A 16,253-nucleotide genomic window follows, 5' to 3' on the forward strand; every position below is an offset into this window, starting at 1 on the left:
TCAGATGCCCCTCACGCGCGGCGCGCCGAACTCACGGTAGCCCGGCGGACGGCCGTCGGCTCCCGACGGCAGCGGATTGATGCCCGGCTTCTCCCGGTCCGGCGGAGAGGCCTTGTCCCAGTTGAACTCGGCGAACTCGGACACCTGCCCGGAGAGCGCCCGCCACACGTCGCGCGCGGAAGCCGCGGCGGCCTCGCCGCCCAGCTCGCGCGTCAGCTCCGTGGCCCACTTCCAGTGCGGCACCGCGTCCCCCTTGGAGGGGTACGCCTTGCGGAAGCGCTGGGTGATGCCGTCCGCTTGCGTGAACGTGCCCTCGTCCTCGATGTGCGCCGAAGCGGGCAGCAGCACCGTGGCCTGCGCCGTCACCGGGGAATCGTTCTGCGCCTGGGCGACGAACACCTCCAGCTTCGCGGCGACTTCCGCGAAGGCGGCCGCGTCCGTGGGGACTTCCGTGCCCACCGCGTAGAGCGCCTTCACCTGGCCCGCGTTGATGGCGGGGGTGAGCTCCTCGAAGCCCTTGAGCGACAGCCCCAGGCCCTTGGCGATGAGCGCCAGGCCCTGGCGGTTGGGGTTCTTGTCCGCCGTCATCAGGTAGTGGTCCGCCTTGCCCTGAGGCCGGCCGCCCACGAACACGCTGGTGACACCCAGCACCGTCTTGGCGAACGTCAGGCCCGCGAGCAGGTCCTCGTTGGACGCAAGCGGCGAGGCCAGCACCGCGAGCTGCTTGGAGCCCGCGAGCGGCTTGAGCGCCTTGACCGCGCCGAGCGCGGCGTCCTTGCGCGTGAGCACCGGCTGCACCGTGCCGGGGGCCTGCAGGCCGCGGCCCACTCGGGCGGACAGCACGCGGCCCACGTTCAGGTCCTTGTACGACAGGCGGCCCTGGTCGCACATCCAGCTCTTGTTGATGGCCTCGTTCTCACGCGGGCGGTAGCGGTAGGTGTCCTGGGACATCCAGTCCGCGGAGATGCTGCAGCCGCGCGAGCAGCCCGTGCAGACGGACGGCGTGGCGGACAGGAACCAGGAGCGCGCCTTGAAGCGGAAGTCGCGGGAGAGCAGCGCGCCCACCGGGCACACGTCCACGGTGTTCAGCGAGTAGTTGCTGTTCAGCTCGTTGCCCGGGAAGACGTCGATGCGCTCGTGGCTGCCACGGCCGAAGACGCCCAGCTGCGGCTCCTTCGGGATCTCGTTCATGAAGCGGACGCAGCGCGTGCAGATGATGCAGCGCTCCTGATCCAGCACCACGTGAGGCCCCAGCACCTTGCGCTTGTGCTTGAGGGCCTTGGTGCCCTCCAGGCGCGAGGGCTTGTAATTGTACTTCATGTAGTAGTCCTGCAGCTTGCACTCACCGGCCTGGTCGCAGATGGAGCAGTCGACCGGGTGGTTCAGCAGCAGGAACTCCATCACCGCGCGCTGCTGCTCCTTGACCTTGGGGGTCGTGGTCTTGATGACCTGACCCTCGGCCATGGGCGTCTGGCAGGCGGGGACGAGCTTGGGCGCGTTGGACGCCTCGATGAGGCAGATGCGGCAGTTGGCCGCGATGGAGAGGCGCGGGTGGTAGCAGTAGTAGGGGATCTCCGAGCCGACCGACTTGGCCGCCTCGATCATGTTCGTCCCCGGCTTCACCACGACTTCGCGTCCGTCGATGACCGCCGTCACGAAGCCCGGGTTCTTGGGCTGCGGCTTGGGCGGAGGGCCACCGGCCGGAGGCGCCGCCGGCTTGGGCGGAGGCGTGCCGGTGGGGCCGCTGGCGGCCGCTGGCGGATTGTCCAGCTTCGCGCCGGCGGGCGGGTTGGACGGCTCCGAGCCAATCTTGGCCGCGGGCGTGTCGGTGGGCGCGCCCTTGGGGGGCGTCTGCGCGTCACCGGTGGGCTTCTTCGTGTCGTTGTCGCTCACTGCTCGACCTCGCCGCCGATCATGTTGATGGTGTCAAAGGTGGGAACGAGGTCCGCGAGCATCTTGCCCTGGATGATGTGCGGCAGCGCCGCCAGCACCGGGAAGCCCGGGGCGCGCACGTGGACCTTGTACGGACGGCCGCGACCGTCGCTCACCAGGTACCAGCCCAGCTCGCCGTTGGACGCTTCCGTCGCGTCATAGACTTCACCGGGGGGCACCTGGATGCCCTCCATCACCAGCTTGAAGTGCGCCATCACGCCTTCGATGGTGCCGTACACCTCGGGCTTGGGCGGCAGCGCGATGCGCCAGTCGTCCACGATGATGGGGCCCGCGGGGATGGTGTCGAGGGCCTGGCGGATGATCTTGATGGACTGCCGCATCTCCTCCAGGCGCACGAGGTAGCGGTCGTAGTTGTCGCCGTGCTCGCCGACCACCACGTCGAAGTTGAAGCGGTCGTAGACCCAGTACGGCTGCACCTTGCGCAGGTCGTGATCCACGCCGCACGCGCGCAGCGCGGGGCCCGTCCACCCGTAGTCGATGGCGTCCTCGGCGGAGATGACGCCGGTGCCCTTGGTGCGGTCCACGAAGATGCGGTTGCGCGTGAGCAGCCCGTCCATCTCCACGAGCAGCTCTTCGGTGCGGTCCAGCGTCTTCTTGACCTTCTCCGACCAGCCTTCCGGCAGGTCGCGGTTCATGCCGCCCACGCGGCCGAAGCTGGTGGTGAGGCGCGCGCCGGTGAGCTCCGTGACGCGGTCCTGGATGAGCTCGCGGGCCTCCATGCCGTAGAGGAACGGCGCGAAGCCGCCCATCTCCAGGCCGGTGGCGCCCACGCACGTCAGGTGGTCGGTGAGCCGGTGCAGCTCGCTGCCGATGACGCGGATGTACTGGGCGCGCTCGGGGATCTCCAGGCCGATGAGCTTCTCCACGGCGTTGAGGAACCCGAAGTTGTTCATCATCGCGGACAGGTAGTTGAGCCGGTCCGTGTACGGCAGGCATTGCGTCCAGGTGACGTTCTCGCAGCTCTTCTGGAAGCCGCGGTGGAGGAAGCCGATCTCCGGGTCGATCTTGACGATGGTCTCACCCTCGAGCTCCACCTTCAGCCGCACGGTGCCGTGCGTGGCCGGGTGGGAGGGGCCCATGTTGATGACCATGTTCTTCGTCTGGAAGTGCGACTCCAGCTCCGACTCCTCGTGGGCGAGCCCATCGGTGTCGGGGTTGTGCGGCTTCTGCGCGTCGGTGTTGTGGCTGTCGGACATGGTGAGGTCTCGATCAGGCGACGCCGCTGGTGCCGGGGCCGCGGAAGATGTCCTTGATGGGGCGCTCGGGGATCAGCGGCTGGCGGTCGCGCAGCGCGTAGTCCTTGCGCAGGGGGTGACCCTGGAACTCGTCGTACAGGAGGATGCGGCGCAGGTCCGGGTGGTCCGTGAAGCGGATGCCGTAGAAGTCGAACACCAGCCGCTCCCACCAGTTGGCGCCGCGGTACAGCGGCGTGAGGGAGGGCAGCTCCGGGCGGGTCTCGGTCACGCGCACCTTCAGGCGCACGTGCTCCTTCCGCTTGAGCGAATAGAGGAAGTAGACGACCTCGAAGCGCGGATCACTCTCCGCCAGGTGCAGGCGATCCACGGCGTCCGCGGAGCCGAACAGCTTGAAGTCCAGCTCGGGGTCCATCTTCAGGAAGGTGGCGACCTTCGGAAGCCACTCCGCATGAATGACGGCCCAGGCTCCGCCGGCGCGGTCGACATAGCGCTCCGCGACCGCTTCGGGGAACTGGGCGGCGACCCGGTCCAACGCGAAAATGCTCAAGGGGGGCCTCGATCTACGACAGAGGAAACCGCGGCTTTATAAGGACCGTTCGCGTGAGGCGTCAACGTAAACCCTCAACCGTGTAGGCCACTTAGGTGGTCCAGCAGCCCGCGTCGCGATCCACCCCCTGCCTGCCTGGGCACGGCGGACGGAAGGGCTCAGGCGGCCACGTCCGGACCCAGCACCGGGGCGTCCTCGGCGGGCTCGGGGATGAAGGTCACCACGGGCTGGCTCTTGCCAGGGACGAGCGCGGTGGGGGCGGGGGCCCAGCGAAAGGCGTCACCCGCCCGCTCGCGGGTCGCCAGGGAGACGAGCACCGGCACCCCGAAGCCCTTGGTCAGCCGCTCGATGCGGTTGGCCAGGTTCACCGTGTCGCCGATGGCCGTGTACTCCAGGCGCCGGAACGGCGAGCCGATGTTGCCCAGCACCACCGGCCCCGTGTGCACGCCCACGCCCATGCGCAGGCCGGGTTCTCCCCGGGCGGCGCGCTCGGCGTTGACGGCTTCCAACTCGCGCACCATGTCCAGCGCGCACCGGGTGGCGCTCCGGGCGTGGTGTGCGTCCGGCAGGGGGGCGCCGAAGTACACCATCAGTGCGTCCCCGATGAACTTGTCGAGCGTGCCGCCGTGGCGGAACACCACCTCCACCATGCGGCCGTAGTACTCGTTGAGGATGGTGACCACCTGCTCGGGTGGCAGCCGTTCGCTCAAGGAGGTGAAGTCGCGGACGTCCGCAAAGAGGACGGACACCTCGCGCAGCTCCGGGACGGGGGAGTCACGGTCCTGGAGCCGCTCGGCGACGGCGGGGGAGAAGTAGCGGCCCAGCCGGGCGCGCTGGAGCTCCTCCTGGGTGACCGCGGCGGACAGGAAGCGGATGCGTTGGAGGAGTCGGGAGGCACCCGCGGCCGTCATGGCCAGCATCACCGCGCCGGCCACCTGCGCGCCTCCGCCGATGGAGGCCTGACGCTGGAGCTCCACCTCCGCGAGGATGGCGATGAGCGTGACGAGCAGGGTGACGGGCCGCCTCAGGCTCAGCGCGGACAGCAGCACCAGCGCCGCGAAGATGCCCAGCGTGAAGCCGGCCACGCCACCCGGCGACGGGGACACCGGCAGCGCCAGGTGCTGCAGCCAGTACACGGCGGGTACGTCCACGAACGCGACGGACAGTGACGCCCAGCGGGCGATGCGCGCGGAGGCCGTCACCGCCACGGCCACGATGGTGGTGCACACGAGGTACAGCGCGAAGGGCGCCAGATAGACGTCCCAGTCGTGCAGCTCGCGCACCCGGCCCAGGTACACGGCCATGGAGAACAGCACGCCCACCGCGCCCAGCCGGACCCACGCCAGGTGCCGTCCATTGGACTGCCGTTCCATGTCGAGCGCGCGCCGGACGGACTCCTGCAGGCTGTCGCTGGGCGTGGCGCTGGATGACATGGGAGTGGGCCCCCCCGGGCCGAGGGAAGCGGCGGTCAGGAACAGTGAAGACGCCATCTTGCACCGACAGTGTGTGACATGCACATCAGGTGTTCCCTGAAAGCCCGGAAGAACACAGAGTTGGCATGGGAATGCCCGGACGGGGTAGAGGCTGGAGGCATGTCCGTGCGGACCGTCGCCTCCTTCCTCCGTGCCGCCTCGGGGCGCCTGGCCCTTGGTTCCCTGTTGGGGCTGCTGCTCTTCGCCGCCGAGACCGTCTGGCTGCTCAAGGCGGGTGTGGTGGGCGTGGACATCCCGCTGGACGGCCCCTACGCGGCGCTGGCGGCGGCGGTCCGGCCGTTGCTGCCCGGCGTCATCCTGCGCGTGGTCGCCGTGTACATGGTGGCGGGCGGCCTGCTGGGGCTTGGCGCGGCGGTGCTGACTTCCGCCTGGACGCGGCGGGGTGGGTGGGTGGCGCTGGCGTTGATGGTGCCGCACTGGGTGGGGCTGCTGCTGTTCTGGTCCTGGGACCGGGCGCTCGCGCGGCCCGCCCTCTTTGACGACCTGCCGGCGGTGCGGCCGGTGCTGGCGTGGCTGGTGGATCACGGAGAGCCGTGGCAGGCGCGCGCGGCGGCCGGAGCGTGGGTGGCGGTCCATCTGGCCGTGCTGGCGTGGCGCGGCGCACGGGGGCTGCGGCGGTTCGCGACCACTGGCGGTCCGGCGGCCCTCCGGGCGGAGCGCGCCGCGTGGGCGGTGGTGGCGGGCGTCGTCGTGGTGCTGGCGGTGGCGGTGACGGTGCGCCGGGTCGAGCCCTCCGTCCGGCAGCCGCTGGTGGTGCTCATCGGCATCGACGCGTTCCGGCCGGACCGGCTGGGCGCGACAGGGCATGGCGTCGCGCCCCAGGTCGAGCGCTTCCTCCAGGACGCCACGCTCTTCACCCAGGCCTACACGCCGGTGGCGCAGACGGAGCCCGCGTGGCGTTCGCTGCTCACCGCGCGCTGGCCGTACCGCACGGGCGTGCGCTACCCGCTGACGCCCGACGCGCGGCTCGTGCTGGCGCCCACCTTCGCGCAGCGTTTCACGGACGCCGGTTGGCGCACGGTGTTCGCCACGGACTGCTCGCGCTTCCACTTCGAGGGGCCGGCCTCCGGCTTCGCCACGCGCTGGCAGCCTCCGCGCGGCGCGATCAACTTCGCGCTGGAGAAGCTGCGCTACCGGGCGCTGGGCCTGTTCGCGGACAACCCGGCCGGCGCCGAGTGGGTGCCCGAGTTCATCGACAACCGCGCGCTGGCCGGCATCCACGACCCCATGGGCTATGCCCGGCGGCTGTCGGACGGGCTCGTGGCGGAAGCAGGGGAGGGGCCGCTGCTCTTCGCCTTCCACGCCACGGCGGCGCACTTCCCGGGCGACCCGGTGTACCCGTTCTACCGCCGCTACGTGTCCTCCTCCGAGCCGCTGGAGCGCCGGCTGCGCATGCACTTCGCGCCGGTGAGCCCGGGAGCGAAGGGGGCGTGGAACCGCGCGGGCGCGGAGGGGCTCTACGACGAATTGATCGCGCAGGCGGACGCGCAGGTGGGGACGCTGCTGGACGCGCTGCGGGCCTCCGGGCGCTACGACGACGCGCTCATCGTGCTGATGTCCGACCACGGCGAGAGCTTCCACGCGGACCGGCCGGACCTGGCGGGCGCGACGTCCGTGCACGGCGCCCGGCTGGGCGACGAGGAGAACCGCATCCTGCTCGCGGTGAAGATGCCTGGCGGCCGTGGCGCGGGCCCGGCGCAGGTGGACGCGCTGGCGCGGCTGGTGGACGTGGGCCCCACGCTGCTGGAGCTGTCCGGTCTGTCCGCGCTGCCGGAGTCTGACGGGGCGTCGCTCGGGCCGCTGTTGCGTGGCGAGGCGCGTCCGCTCACGCCGCTGTACGCGGAGACGGGCTACACGCACGTGAGCCCGGAGGTGTTCGACCCGGGCCACTGGCCGGGCGCGCCGCGCACCTTCGACGCGTACCGCTTGCGCCCGGACGGCGTGGTGGAGATGGGGGACGACGCGGGCACGGCGGTGCTGCGCGAGAAGGACACCGGCGCCTTCGACGGCCAGCGCTGGGTGGTGGACCGGCCGCAGGCGGATGGCAGCGTGCGCCGCACCTGCATGGGTGACTGTGAAGGGGCGGACGCGCGAGCGCTGGCGGACTGGCTGGACGACGCGACGGAGCGCGCACCGGAGTCCGCCTCACGTAGAGTCGCCGGCCATGTCGACGACCGAAACGACTCGCGGCCTCCAGGAAACGTACGCCCCCCACAACGCCTGCTTCGGGTGTGGCCCGGCCAACCCCAAGGGGCTGCGCATCCGCAGCCGCGTGGAGGGTGACCTCGTCGTCGCGGACTGGACGCCGGAGGAGCACCACCAGGCGTTCCCGGGCGTGCTCAACGGCGGCATCATCGGCGCGCTGCTGGACTGCCACTGCAACTGGACGGCGGCGTACCACCTGATGAAGGCGCAGGGCGCGGCCACCCCGCCGTGCACCGTCACCGCCGACTACGCCATCGTGCTCAAGCGCCCCACGCCCATGGGCCCCGTGCACCTGTCCGCGAAGCCCGTGTCCATCGAGGGCGACCGCGTCGTCGTGGAGGGCACCCTCACCGGCGAGAATGGCAAGGTGACGGCCACCTGCCGGGGCACCTTCGTCGCCGTGAAGGAAGGCCACCCCGCGTACCACCGCTGGTAGGCCCCAAAAAACGCCTCGGGCCCCGTCACCAGCCTCTTCGTGAGAGGCGGCACGGGGCCCGTGGGGTGAAGCGAAAGCGGTGTGACTACTTGCCGGCGGCGAGCATGCGGGCGTGGTGCGCCGCGGTCTCGTTGGGCTCGCCGGGGTCGCGCAGCCGGTGCACCTGGTTGCCGATCTTGTCCTGCAGCAGCATCAGACCGTCCAGCACCTGCTCCGGGCGCGGCGGGCAGCCGGGGATGTAGACGTCCACCGGGATGATGCGGTCGATGCCCTGGAGCACCGCGTAGTTGTCGTAGAAGCCGCCGGAGGACGCGCACACGCCGAAGGACACGACCCACTTGGGCTCGGTCATCTGCTCGTAGACGCGCTTGAGGATGGGGGCCTGCTTCAGGTTGATGGTGCCCACCACCATCAGCAGGTCCGCCTGGCGCGGCGAGAAGCGCGGGAACTCCGCGCCGAAGCGCGAGATGTCGTGGCGGCTGGCGGCCACGGACATGTACTCCATGCCGCAGCACGCGGTGGCGTACGGGTAGGTGAACAGCGAGTACTTGCGGGCCCAGCCCAGGCCCTTGGACACCAGCTTCTGGAAGAAGCCCATGGCTTCGTCCCGGCGGGTGGTCATGATCGGCGCGATGTCGGTGTCAGCCATGGTGATGTCTCAGCTCTCCCAGTCGAGAGCGCCCTTCTTCCAGACGTAGATAAGGCCCACGAGCAGGGTCGACGCGAAAACCAGCATCTCCACGTAGCCGAACCAGCCGAGCGCCTGGAAGTTCACTGCCCAGGGGTACAGGAACACCGCTTCCACGTCGAACACGATGAAGAGCAGTGCGATGACGTAGAACTTCACGGCGAAGCGCTGGCGAGCGGGACCGCTCGACTCGGAGCCTGCTTCGAAGGGGGCCGACTTGGTGCTGCTCGGGCGCTTGGGGCCCAGCCGGGTGGTGACCTGGGGGATGAGCATCCCCAGGACACCGGCCAGCAGGAGCACCACCGCCATCGGCAGGTACGGGGCGAGGGGTGTTGTCATCGGGCGCGGACCCTAACGACACCGCTGGCGTCGTGTCAAAGGGAAACACCCCCGCGCCGGGCCCGCCAACCCCTTGAGAAGACGGCCGAAACCGCGCTGCCCGGACGCCTGCTCCCGGACGGGCGGTGGATCAGCGGGCGCCCGTGTCCGCCCCGCGGCTCCTGGGCCTGGACCGGGGCCCGTTTGACGCTGTGGGGAAACCACGCCTAGCGTCTGCGGGCTGTCCTTTCTGCCTTCATCGCCTGGGGAGTCGTCGACATGTGGGGCCGGCTGACCTTGCGGATGCAGGTGGCGATCGCGGTGCTGCTTCCGTGCCTCGCGGTGGTGTTCTTCACCGGGGTGTACTTCCCCGCGCGGCAGAAGGCGGCGGGCCTGGAAGTGCTCGCCGGCAGGGCGGTGACGCTGGGGACGCTGGTGGTGCGGCACCCCTCGCTCGCGCTGCCTGAAACGGCGCCGGACGCCCGCGCGCGCCGCGACGAGGTCTTCAACCAGGTCGAATCCGGCGGCTTCACGCTGACGTTCCAGGAGCTGTCCCGCGCGGACGGCACCGTGATCGCCGTGCGCGGCCAGGTGCCGGAAGGGTCCCTTCAGCCGAAGGAGCTCAAGCCGGGGGCGTGCACGGTGGCTCGGCTGACGGATTCGGATCAGGTCGTGGTGCGCTGTGAGAGCAATGGCCTCGTGTACCGCGCGGGCTTCGGCACCCACGAGGTGAAGGCGGCTCTGGAGGCGACGGAGGGCTATTCGCTCATGGGCTATCTGGGCGCCGCGGTGCTGGGCCTGGGGCTGGCGGTCATCATCAGCCGCGCCATCGCCGACCCCGTGTCGCGCGTCACGCAGGTGGCGCGTGAGGTGGCCCGGGGCGACGTCTTCCGGGGCGAGCTGGACGTGTCCGCCGCTGGCGAGGTGCGGCAGATGGCCACCTCCTTCAACGAGATGCTGAGCACGCTGCGCTCCACGGTGATGGAGCTCGTCACCCGCACCGAGCAGCTGTCCAGCGCGTCGCGCGGGTTGATGGGGGCCTCCGCGGATCAGGAGCACGTCATCAGCCAGCAGGCTGCGTACGCGCAGCAGATCGCCGCCACGTTCGAGGAGCTCTCCCGCACCGCCGAGCAGATCTCCTCGTCCACGGAGGTGGTGGAGTCCAGCGCGCGGCGCACCCATGACGCGGTGGCGGAGGCCATGGCGGTGGTGGCGCAGGTGGTGGGCGGCATCAACGACATCCGCACGGAGTCCAAGGGCGTGGCGGACGCCATCGTGGGGCTGAACAAGGACCTGCAGCAGGTCTCCAAGATCGCCCAGGTCATCAACCAGGTGGCGGAGCGCAGCGACCTGCTGGCGCTCAACGCGGCGCTGGAGGGCACCAAGGCGGGCGACGTGGGCCGGGGCTTCTCCCTGGTGGCCGCGGAGATGCGCAAGCTGGCGGAGAACGTGTCCGTGTCCGCGCGCGACATCGCCCGCATCGTGGAGAAGGTGCAGGACTCCGGCGAGGAGGCCGCGTCCAAGGCCCGCGTGGGCATGGCGACCAGCGACCGGGGCGTGGAGGTGGCCGAGCAGGCCTCCGCCGTCTTCCTGCGCATCGTGGAGCTGGCGCGCGGCACCAGCGAGGCGGCGCGTCAAATCACCATCGCCACCCGCCAGCAGCGTCAGTCCAGCGAGCAGGCGGTGCAGGGCGCGCGCAACGTGGCGGACCTGGTGAAGCAGGGCGTGGACGCCACCGGCCGCACCACGCGCATCGCCCAGGACCTCCAGGCCGTGGCCGAAGGCCTCACCGCGGTGACGAGCCGCTTCAAGGCCCAGCCCCGGCCGTAGTCAGACGGGCCGGGACGAAGGCGCGCGGGCGCGCAGCTTCTGGAACAGCTCCGGGGACATGGCCGCGACGCCCAGGCGGTGGTCGGGCGCCACCGCCTCGCCGTGGAAGTCACTGCCGAAGGTGGGCACCAGGTCGAGCTCCGCCGCGAGCGCCAGGTACTTCTGCCGCACCGAGGGGTTGTGGTCCACGCTGAGGATCTCCAGGCCGGAGAGGCCCGCCTTCGCCAGCGCTTGAATCTCCGAGCGCTCCATCTTGGAGGAGCTGGGGTGGGCCAGCGTCGCGGTGCCGCCCGCGTTGCGGATGAGCCGGATGGCCTCCGCGCCGTCCAGCTTGAAGCGCTCCACCCACGCCGCGCGGCCCGTGCCCAGGAAGCGGTCGAACGCGGCCTTCACGTCGATGCACCAGCCCTGATCCACCAGCACCCGCGCCAGGTGGGGCCGCCCCAGCTGCGCGTCCCCGGCCACCTTGCGCACCTGCTCCATGCGCACCGGGAAGCCCAGCTCCCGCAGACGGGCCACCATGGCCTCCATGCGGTGGGTGCGCTCGTCGCGCAGCCGGTCCGCGAAGCGCGCGAGGTCCGGGTCCTCCGGGCGCAGGAAGTGGCCCAGGATGTGGGCCTCCTTGCCGTAGACGAAGGCGGACAGCTCGATGCCGGGCACCAGCTCGACACCATGCGTTGCGGCGGCCTGCCGGGCTTCATGGAGCCCTGCCACCGTGTCGTGGTCCGTCACGGCCAGGACGGTGACTCCCGCGGCGGCGGCTCTCGCCACCAGCTCCGAGGGCGGGTACTGGCCGTCACTGGCGGTGGTGTGCGAATGCAGGTCGATCACGGCGGTGGAACCCTCCGGAGGGCGGCGAGGCGGGCACTCTTACGCCATGTCCCCATGGGAAGGGGCCGGAAGAGCGGGCCCTGTGTGAATCCGCACGGCGAGGGGTTTGTTCCTGTCCGGTGGCGGCCCCAAGGGAGGGCGGGGCTGGAGCCGGGCCTCCCCTTGGCAGGCCGGCGGTGCTAGATCGCCGCGCCATGGCCAAGACGACCCCGACCCCGAAGAAGTCCACCCTTCGCGCCGCCTACGCGAACGCGCGCAAGGCGGATCCGCGCCCCATCACCGGCAAGGAGAAGCCGGCGGAGCTGCTCGCGCACGCGTTCAGCGCCTACGTGGGCCGCCAGGAGCGCACCGCGTTCGAGCTGATGCAGCAGTCCGTGCAGCAGGACGCGTCCATCTTCCTCACGCTGTCGGGTGCCATGACGCCCGCGGGCCTGCACCAGTCCTGCCTCATCCCGCTGGTGGAGAAGGGCATCATCTCCGCCATCACCACCACGGGCGCCAACCTCTACCACGACGCCCACCGCATCATCGGCCACGGCATCCGCGAGGTGAACCCCAACGCGGGCGACCTCCAGTACCGCCTGGCGCGCATCATCCGCATCTACGACCTGGGCTTCTGGGAAGAGGCGCTGCTCGACACCGACCGCCTCTTCTCCGCCATCCTCCGGCAGCCGCAGTTCCAGCGGAAGATGACCACCCCGGAGTTCCACTACCTCCTGGGCAAGGCCATTTACGGCATCGAGAAGCAGCTGGGCGTGAAGCAGCCGTCGCTGTTGTCCACCTGCTACAAGCACGGTGTGCCCATCTGGGTGGGCGCGGTGCAGGACGGCTCCATCTTCCTCAACGTCGTGAAGCTGAAGCGCCTGCTGGGTGACGAGTTCAAGTTCGAGCTCGACATCAACGACGACGTCTATTCCATGGCCGCCATGCAGCACTACTGCCGCCACAACGGCAGCGGGAAGCTGGCCATCTGGATCCTGGGCGGCGGCGTGCCCAAGAACTACACGCTCCAGGGCGAGCCGCTGCTGGACCAGATCCTGAACGTCCCCACGTCGGGCTTCGACATCGACGTGCAGTTCTGCGTGGACCCGGTGGACAACGGCGCGCTGTCCAGCTGCCCGGCCGGTGAGGGCCACACCTGGGGCAAGGTGTCCGTGGAGGCGGTGGAGACGGGCTCCATGTACGTGCACTGCGACGTGACGGCGGTGTTCCCCTGGCTCACGCACGCGCTGTTCAGCGAGCCCAAGAACAAGCGCAAGCCCATGCGCCTGATGGACAAGATGGACGACGCGGTGAAGTTCCTGGACGCGGACGTCAAGAAGCGCAGCAAGTCGCTGATGAAGACGCTGGACTGGAGCGTCGAGGAAGCCGCGCCCTCCTCCAAGAAGGATGCGAAGGCCCACGACAGCTTCGTGCGTTAGAGCGCAGTTCTTCCAACCCAGGCCTCAAGTCCCAAGGAGAAGGTGATGAGTCAGCAGCCCGCGACGGGTGTGGTGATGTCCCTGGTGAGTGCTCCCCAGCTGAAGACGCAGGTGACGCACGGTCCGTCCGGCGCGACGTTGCCCACGGAGGCGCCGAAGGACAACGGCGGCACCGGCGGCAGCTTCTCCCCCACGGACCTGGTGGCCACGGCGCTGGCGTCCTGTGTCGTGACGACCATGCACCTGGTGGCCGGCAAGGAGGGCATCACCCTGGGCGAGGTGCGCGCGACGGTGGAGAAGCGGATGACCCCGCCGCCGCGCAAGATTGGCGAGCTGGTGATTTCCATCCTGATGCCGGCCGGCCTCGTGCCGGAGCACCGCGCCATGCTGGAGAAGATCGCCCACGAGTGTCCCGTGGCGCGCAGCCTCCACCCGGACGTGAAGGTCACGGCGTCGTTCGGCTATCCGGACTGAAGCAGTCGTAAGGGGGCTCGGTCGGCTGCCCGCCCTCCGAGCCCCGCGTGCGGCAAGTGGCCGCCGTGCCCACCCTCGAGAAGTTCTCTGATGCCTCGGGGGAGGGGCACTCGGCATGAATCTGAAGCGACTGGGCATCTATCTCAACGACCACCTGCTGGGCTCCACCGTGGGGTTGGATCTCGCGAAGCGGACCGAGCGCGAGAACCGCAGCAATGCGGTGGGCCAGTACCTGGCCACGCTGATTCCGCTGCTGGAGCAGGACCGCGCCACGCTGCTGTCGGTGATGTCCTCGGTGGAGGCGCGCGTGGATCCGCTGAAGGTGGGCGGCGCGTGGCTGACGGAGAAGCTGTCGCGGCTGAAGCTCAATGGCTCCTGGCTGCGCTACTCACCGTTGAGCCGGCTGGTGGAGCTGGAAGGCCTGTGCGTGGGCTCCCACGGACGCGTGTCCATGTGGAGGAGCCTGGCGAAGGTGGCCGCGAAGGAGCCGCGTCTGGCGCGGTTCGACTTCGCCTTCCTCGCCGAGCGCGCTGAAGGACAGCTGGAGACGCTCCAGATGCTGCGCCTTCGCGCGACGGAGACCGCGTTCAGCGACACATCCGTCGAGACCGGCGAACAGGCACCGGTCCCGACGGAGGCTTGAGCCGTCAGGGACTTCAGGTCCCCGAGGGCGTCACGGGCGTGCGCGCCCCGTTCTCGGGGCCGGGCAGCAGGCGCAGCTGGCTGGCGGAGGTGAACGTCGCGTCCACCTCGCGCTCCAGGTACGTGTAGCCGGACAGGCCGTCCTCGTAGACGCGCAGCAGGTTGCGGGACTCGTCCAGGGTGATGCGTCCCTGGCGCAGCGCCAGCTCCGTGAACTTGCGCAGCTTCGCGACGAGGTCGTCCTTGTTGTAGCTCACGTAGTTGAGCACTTCCGTCACGGTGTCCCCGGCGACGACGTGGTCGATGAGGTAGCCGCCGCCCGGAGCCAGCGACACCTGCACCGTGTGCGTGTCTCCGAAGAGGTTGTGCAGGTCGCCCAGGATCTCCTGGTACGCGCCCACCAGGAAGATGCCCAGGTAGTAGTCGTCGCTGTTGAGCGCGTGCAGCTCCAGCGCGTCCTTCACCTCGCGCTTGTCGATGAAGTGCTCGATCTTCCCGTCCGAGTCGCAGGTGATGTCCGCCAGCGTCGCGCGCCGGGTCGGCTTCTCCGCCAGACGGTGGATGGGCATCATCGGGAAGAGCTGATCAATGGCCCACGAGTCCGGCAGCGACTGGAACACGGAGAAGTTGCAGAAGTACGTGTCCGACAGCTGCTTCTCCAGGGCCTCCAGCTCCTCCGGAATCTCCCCGGCCTCGCGCGCCACGCGCAAAATCTTGTGGCAGATGGCCCAGTAGAGGTTCTCCGCCGCCACGCGCTGCTCCAGCGACAGGTGGCCCAGGGAGAACAGCTGGAGGCTCTCCTCCTTGGCGTCCTGCGCGTCGTGGAAGGCCTCGATGACGTTCTTGTTCGTGACCTCGCGGAACGTCGAATAGAGGTTGCGCACCACGGAGGGCGCCTTGTCGTCCACCTTGTCGGGCGTCTGGGACGGGTCGAACTCGCTGGTGCCCAGCACGTCCACCACCAGCACCGCGTGGTGCGCCACGACGGCGCGGCCGGACTCGGAGACGAGCGTGGGGTGCGGCACGCCCGCGCGGTCGCAGGCCTCCATCACGCCGAAGACGACGTCGTTGGCGTACTCCTCCGTCGTGTAGTTCATGGAGGAGGCGAAGTTCGTCTGGGAGCCGTCGTAGTCCACGCCCAGGCCGCCGCCCACGTCCAGGTACTTCAGCGGCGCGCCCTGGCGAGCCACCTCCACGTAGAAGCAGCCCACCTCGCGCAGCGCGTTCTTCACGTTGCGGATGTTGGAGATCTGGCTTCCCAGGTGGAAGTGAAGCAGCTCGAAGGAGGACAGCAGGCCCGCGTCCTTCATGAAGCTGATGCAGTTCATCAGCTCCGACGAGGACAGGCCGAACTTGGACCGGTCACCGCCGGACGCCTCCCACTTGCCGGCGCCGCGCGTGGACAGCTTCACGCGCATGCCCAGCCGCGGCGTGATGCCGGTGCGGCGCGCCACCTCCGCGATGAGGGGCAGCTCGCTGGGCTTCTCCACCACCAGGATGACGTTGCGGCCCAGGCGCGAGTAGAAGAGCGCCGTCTCGATGTACTCCTCGTCCTTGTAGCCGTTGCAGATGACGAGCGCGTCTTCGCTGTCCAGCAGCGCCATCACGGCGAGCAGCTCCGGCTTGCTGCCGGCCTCCAGGCCGTAGGTGTACTCCTTGCCCGCCTCGATGATGGTCTCCACCACGTAGCGGTGCTGGTTCACCTTGATGGGGTACACGCCCCGGTACAGGCCCTTGTAGCCCTGATCCGCGATGGCCTTCTTGAACGCGTTGTTCAGGTGCACCACGCGGTGGCGCAGCACGTCCGTGAAGCGCAGGAGCAGCGGCAGACCGATGCCCCGGCGACGGACCTCGTCCACCAGCTCCTTGAGGTCCATGCTCGGAGCGGCGGGCCCGTCCGGGTGGACGCACACGTGGCCCTTGTCGTTGATGCCGAAGTAGGGCGAGCCCCAGTTGCGGATGCCGTACAGCTCATGAGCATCGGCCAGGGTCCAGCGGTGCTGAGGGGAGGGAGCGGCCATCGTTGTTTCGTGCCTCCGGTGGAGCGCGCGGCGGGGTGTGGAAACTCCCATGAACACGGGAGGGGGGCCGGACTATCGGAAACGCCCCATCCATTCAATAGCCGCCTGTTCCCAGGGCAAGCAGGCGGGCAGGGGCCCCATTCCGGGCTCTAGCCCCGGTGGGCCGGTCAGCATCCAATTCCTACCCTTCCACCTGGG

The 16,253-nt window shown here is 69.7% G+C and carries 14 protein-coding genes; 6 read left to right on the top strand and 8 right to left on the bottom strand.

What is annotated here, in order from left to right; translation table 11 throughout:
- From GTZ93_RS30470 to GTZ93_RS30485, 4 genes are all read right to left on the bottom strand, one after another.
- Nucleotides 1–1,893: a 2Fe-2S iron-sulfur cluster-binding protein gene (locus GTZ93_RS30470; protein ID WP_139920968.1), complete on the bottom strand. Its 1,893-nt coding sequence runs from the start codon at nucleotides 1,891–1,893 to the stop codon at nucleotides 1–3.
- Nucleotides 1,890–3,149, bottom strand: coding sequence for an NADH dehydrogenase (quinone) subunit D (gene nuoD / locus GTZ93_RS30475; protein ID WP_139920969.1), 1,260 nt, complete (start codon nucleotides 3,147–3,149; stop codon nucleotides 1,890–1,892). The genes GTZ93_RS30470 and nuoD overlap by 4 nt, the downstream gene beginning before the upstream one ends.
- Before the next feature lie 13 nt (nucleotides 3,150–3,162).
- Entirely contained in the window at nucleotides 3,163–3,681 is a 519-nt protein-coding gene (locus GTZ93_RS30480) for an NADH-quinone oxidoreductase subunit C (RefSeq protein ID WP_120594655.1), read from the bottom strand.
- A gap of 173 nt (nucleotides 3,682–3,854) precedes the next feature.
- Nucleotides 3,855–5,129: an adenylate/guanylate cyclase domain-containing protein gene (locus tag GTZ93_RS30485; protein WP_139920971.1), complete on the bottom strand. Its 1,275-nt coding sequence runs from the start codon at nucleotides 5,127–5,129 to the stop codon at nucleotides 3,855–3,857.
- Nucleotides 5,130–5,288: 159 nt separating this feature from the next.
- Here GTZ93_RS30485 and GTZ93_RS30490 point away from each other — a divergent pair, with 159 nt between their 5' ends.
- Both GTZ93_RS30490 and GTZ93_RS30495 read left to right on the top strand, forming a co-directional pair.
- Nucleotides 5,289–7,472 carry a sulfatase-like hydrolase/transferase gene (locus tag GTZ93_RS30490; protein ID WP_161663160.1) on the top strand — a complete coding sequence of 728 codons (2,184 nt, stop codon included), beginning with the start codon at nucleotides 5,289–5,291 and terminating at the stop codon, nucleotides 7,470–7,472.
- Nucleotides 7,354–7,830, top strand: coding sequence for a PaaI family thioesterase (locus GTZ93_RS30495; protein ID WP_120577347.1), 477 nt, complete (start codon nucleotides 7,354–7,356; stop codon nucleotides 7,828–7,830). Before GTZ93_RS30490 ends, GTZ93_RS30495 begins: the two co-directional genes overlap by 119 nt.
- A gap of 85 nt (nucleotides 7,831–7,915) precedes the next feature.
- Here the strand turns inward: GTZ93_RS30495 and GTZ93_RS30500 are convergent, their stop codons facing one another.
- Nucleotides 7,916–8,479: an NADH-quinone oxidoreductase subunit B gene (locus GTZ93_RS30500; RefSeq protein ID WP_120566535.1), complete on the bottom strand. Its 564-nt coding sequence runs from the start codon at nucleotides 8,477–8,479 to the stop codon at nucleotides 7,916–7,918.
- 9 nt (nucleotides 8,480–8,488) lie between these two features.
- Nucleotides 8,489–8,857 (bottom strand): NADH-quinone oxidoreductase subunit A, encoded by a 369-nt coding sequence (locus GTZ93_RS30505; RefSeq protein ID WP_139921156.1) that lies wholly within the window; start codon nucleotides 8,855–8,857, stop codon nucleotides 8,489–8,491.
- A 258-nt stretch (nucleotides 8,858–9,115) separates the two neighbouring features.
- On the opposite strand from GTZ93_RS30505, the gene GTZ93_RS30510 reads away from it, so the two are divergent.
- Nucleotides 9,116–10,666 carry a methyl-accepting chemotaxis protein gene (locus GTZ93_RS30510; RefSeq protein ID WP_139921154.1) on the top strand — a complete coding sequence of 517 codons (1,551 nt, stop codon included), beginning with the start codon at nucleotides 9,116–9,118 and terminating at the stop codon, nucleotides 10,664–10,666.
- Here the strand turns inward: GTZ93_RS30510 and GTZ93_RS30515 are convergent, their stop codons facing one another.
- Nucleotides 10,667–11,497 carry a PHP domain-containing protein gene (locus tag GTZ93_RS30515; RefSeq protein WP_139921152.1) on the bottom strand — a complete coding sequence of 277 codons (831 nt, stop codon included), beginning with the start codon at nucleotides 11,495–11,497 and terminating at the stop codon, nucleotides 10,667–10,669.
- Between the two features lie 194 nt (nucleotides 11,498–11,691).
- Here GTZ93_RS30515 and GTZ93_RS30520 point away from each other — a divergent pair, with 194 nt between their 5' ends.
- From GTZ93_RS30520 to GTZ93_RS30530, 3 genes are all read left to right on the top strand, one after another.
- A complete protein-coding gene (locus GTZ93_RS30520; RefSeq protein WP_120577343.1) occupies nucleotides 11,692–12,918 on the top strand; it encodes a deoxyhypusine synthase family protein in 1,227 nt (408 codons plus the stop codon).
- Between the two features lie 45 nt (nucleotides 12,919–12,963).
- Nucleotides 12,964–13,392 (top strand): OsmC family protein, encoded by a 429-nt coding sequence (locus GTZ93_RS30525; RefSeq protein ID WP_120594623.1) that lies wholly within the window; start codon nucleotides 12,964–12,966, stop codon nucleotides 13,390–13,392.
- A gap of 115 nt (nucleotides 13,393–13,507) precedes the next feature.
- Nucleotides 13,508–14,035 carry a hypothetical protein gene (locus tag GTZ93_RS30530; protein WP_139921150.1) on the top strand — a complete coding sequence of 176 codons (528 nt, stop codon included), beginning with the start codon at nucleotides 13,508–13,510 and terminating at the stop codon, nucleotides 14,033–14,035.
- 13 nt (nucleotides 14,036–14,048) lie between these two features.
- Here GTZ93_RS30530 and speA read toward each other — a convergent pair whose 3' ends face one another.
- Nucleotides 14,049–16,055, bottom strand: a complete 2,007-nt coding sequence (gene speA / locus GTZ93_RS30535) for a biosynthetic arginine decarboxylase (protein WP_120577340.1) — start codon at nucleotides 16,053–16,055, stop codon at nucleotides 14,049–14,051.
- Nucleotides 16,056–16,253: the final 198 nt, after the last annotated feature.

The organism is Corallococcus exiguus (genome assembly GCF_009909105.1).
Classification (GTDB): domain Bacteria; phylum Myxococcota; class Myxococcia; order Myxococcales; family Myxococcaceae; genus Corallococcus; species Corallococcus exiguus.

Coding starts and splice junctions, on each gene's coding strand:
- nuoD (WP_139920969.1), bottom strand. CDS start 3,149: ATGTCCGACAGCCACAACACCGACGCGCAGAAGCCGCACAACCCCGAC.
- GTZ93_RS30485 (WP_139920971.1), bottom strand. CDS start 5,129: ATGTCATCCAGCGCCACGCCCAGCGACAGCCTGCAGGAGTCCGTCCGG.
- GTZ93_RS30490 (WP_161663160.1), top strand. CDS start 5,289: ATGTCCGTGCGGACCGTCGCCTCCTTCCTCCGTGCCGCCTCGGGGCGC.
- GTZ93_RS30495 (WP_120577347.1), top strand. CDS start 7,354: ATGTCGACGACCGAAACGACTCGCGGCCTCCAGGAAACGTACGCCCCC.
- GTZ93_RS30500 (WP_120566535.1), bottom strand. CDS start 8,479: ATGGCTGACACCGACATCGCGCCGATCATGACCACCCGCCGGGACGAA.
- GTZ93_RS30505 (WP_139921156.1), bottom strand. CDS start 8,857: ATGACAACACCCCTCGCCCCGTACCTGCCGATGGCGGTGGTGCTCCTG.
- GTZ93_RS30510 (WP_139921154.1), top strand. CDS start 9,116: ATGTGGGGCCGGCTGACCTTGCGGATGCAGGTGGCGATCGCGGTGCTG.
- GTZ93_RS30520 (WP_120577343.1), top strand. CDS start 11,692: ATGGCCAAGACGACCCCGACCCCGAAGAAGTCCACCCTTCGCGCCGCC.
- GTZ93_RS30525 (WP_120594623.1), top strand. CDS start 12,964: ATGAGTCAGCAGCCCGCGACGGGTGTGGTGATGTCCCTGGTGAGTGCT.
- GTZ93_RS30530 (WP_139921150.1), top strand. CDS start 13,508: ATGAATCTGAAGCGACTGGGCATCTATCTCAACGACCACCTGCTGGGC.
- speA (WP_120577340.1), bottom strand. CDS start 16,055: ATGGCCGCTCCCTCCCCTCAGCACCGCTGGACCCTGGCCGATGCTCAT.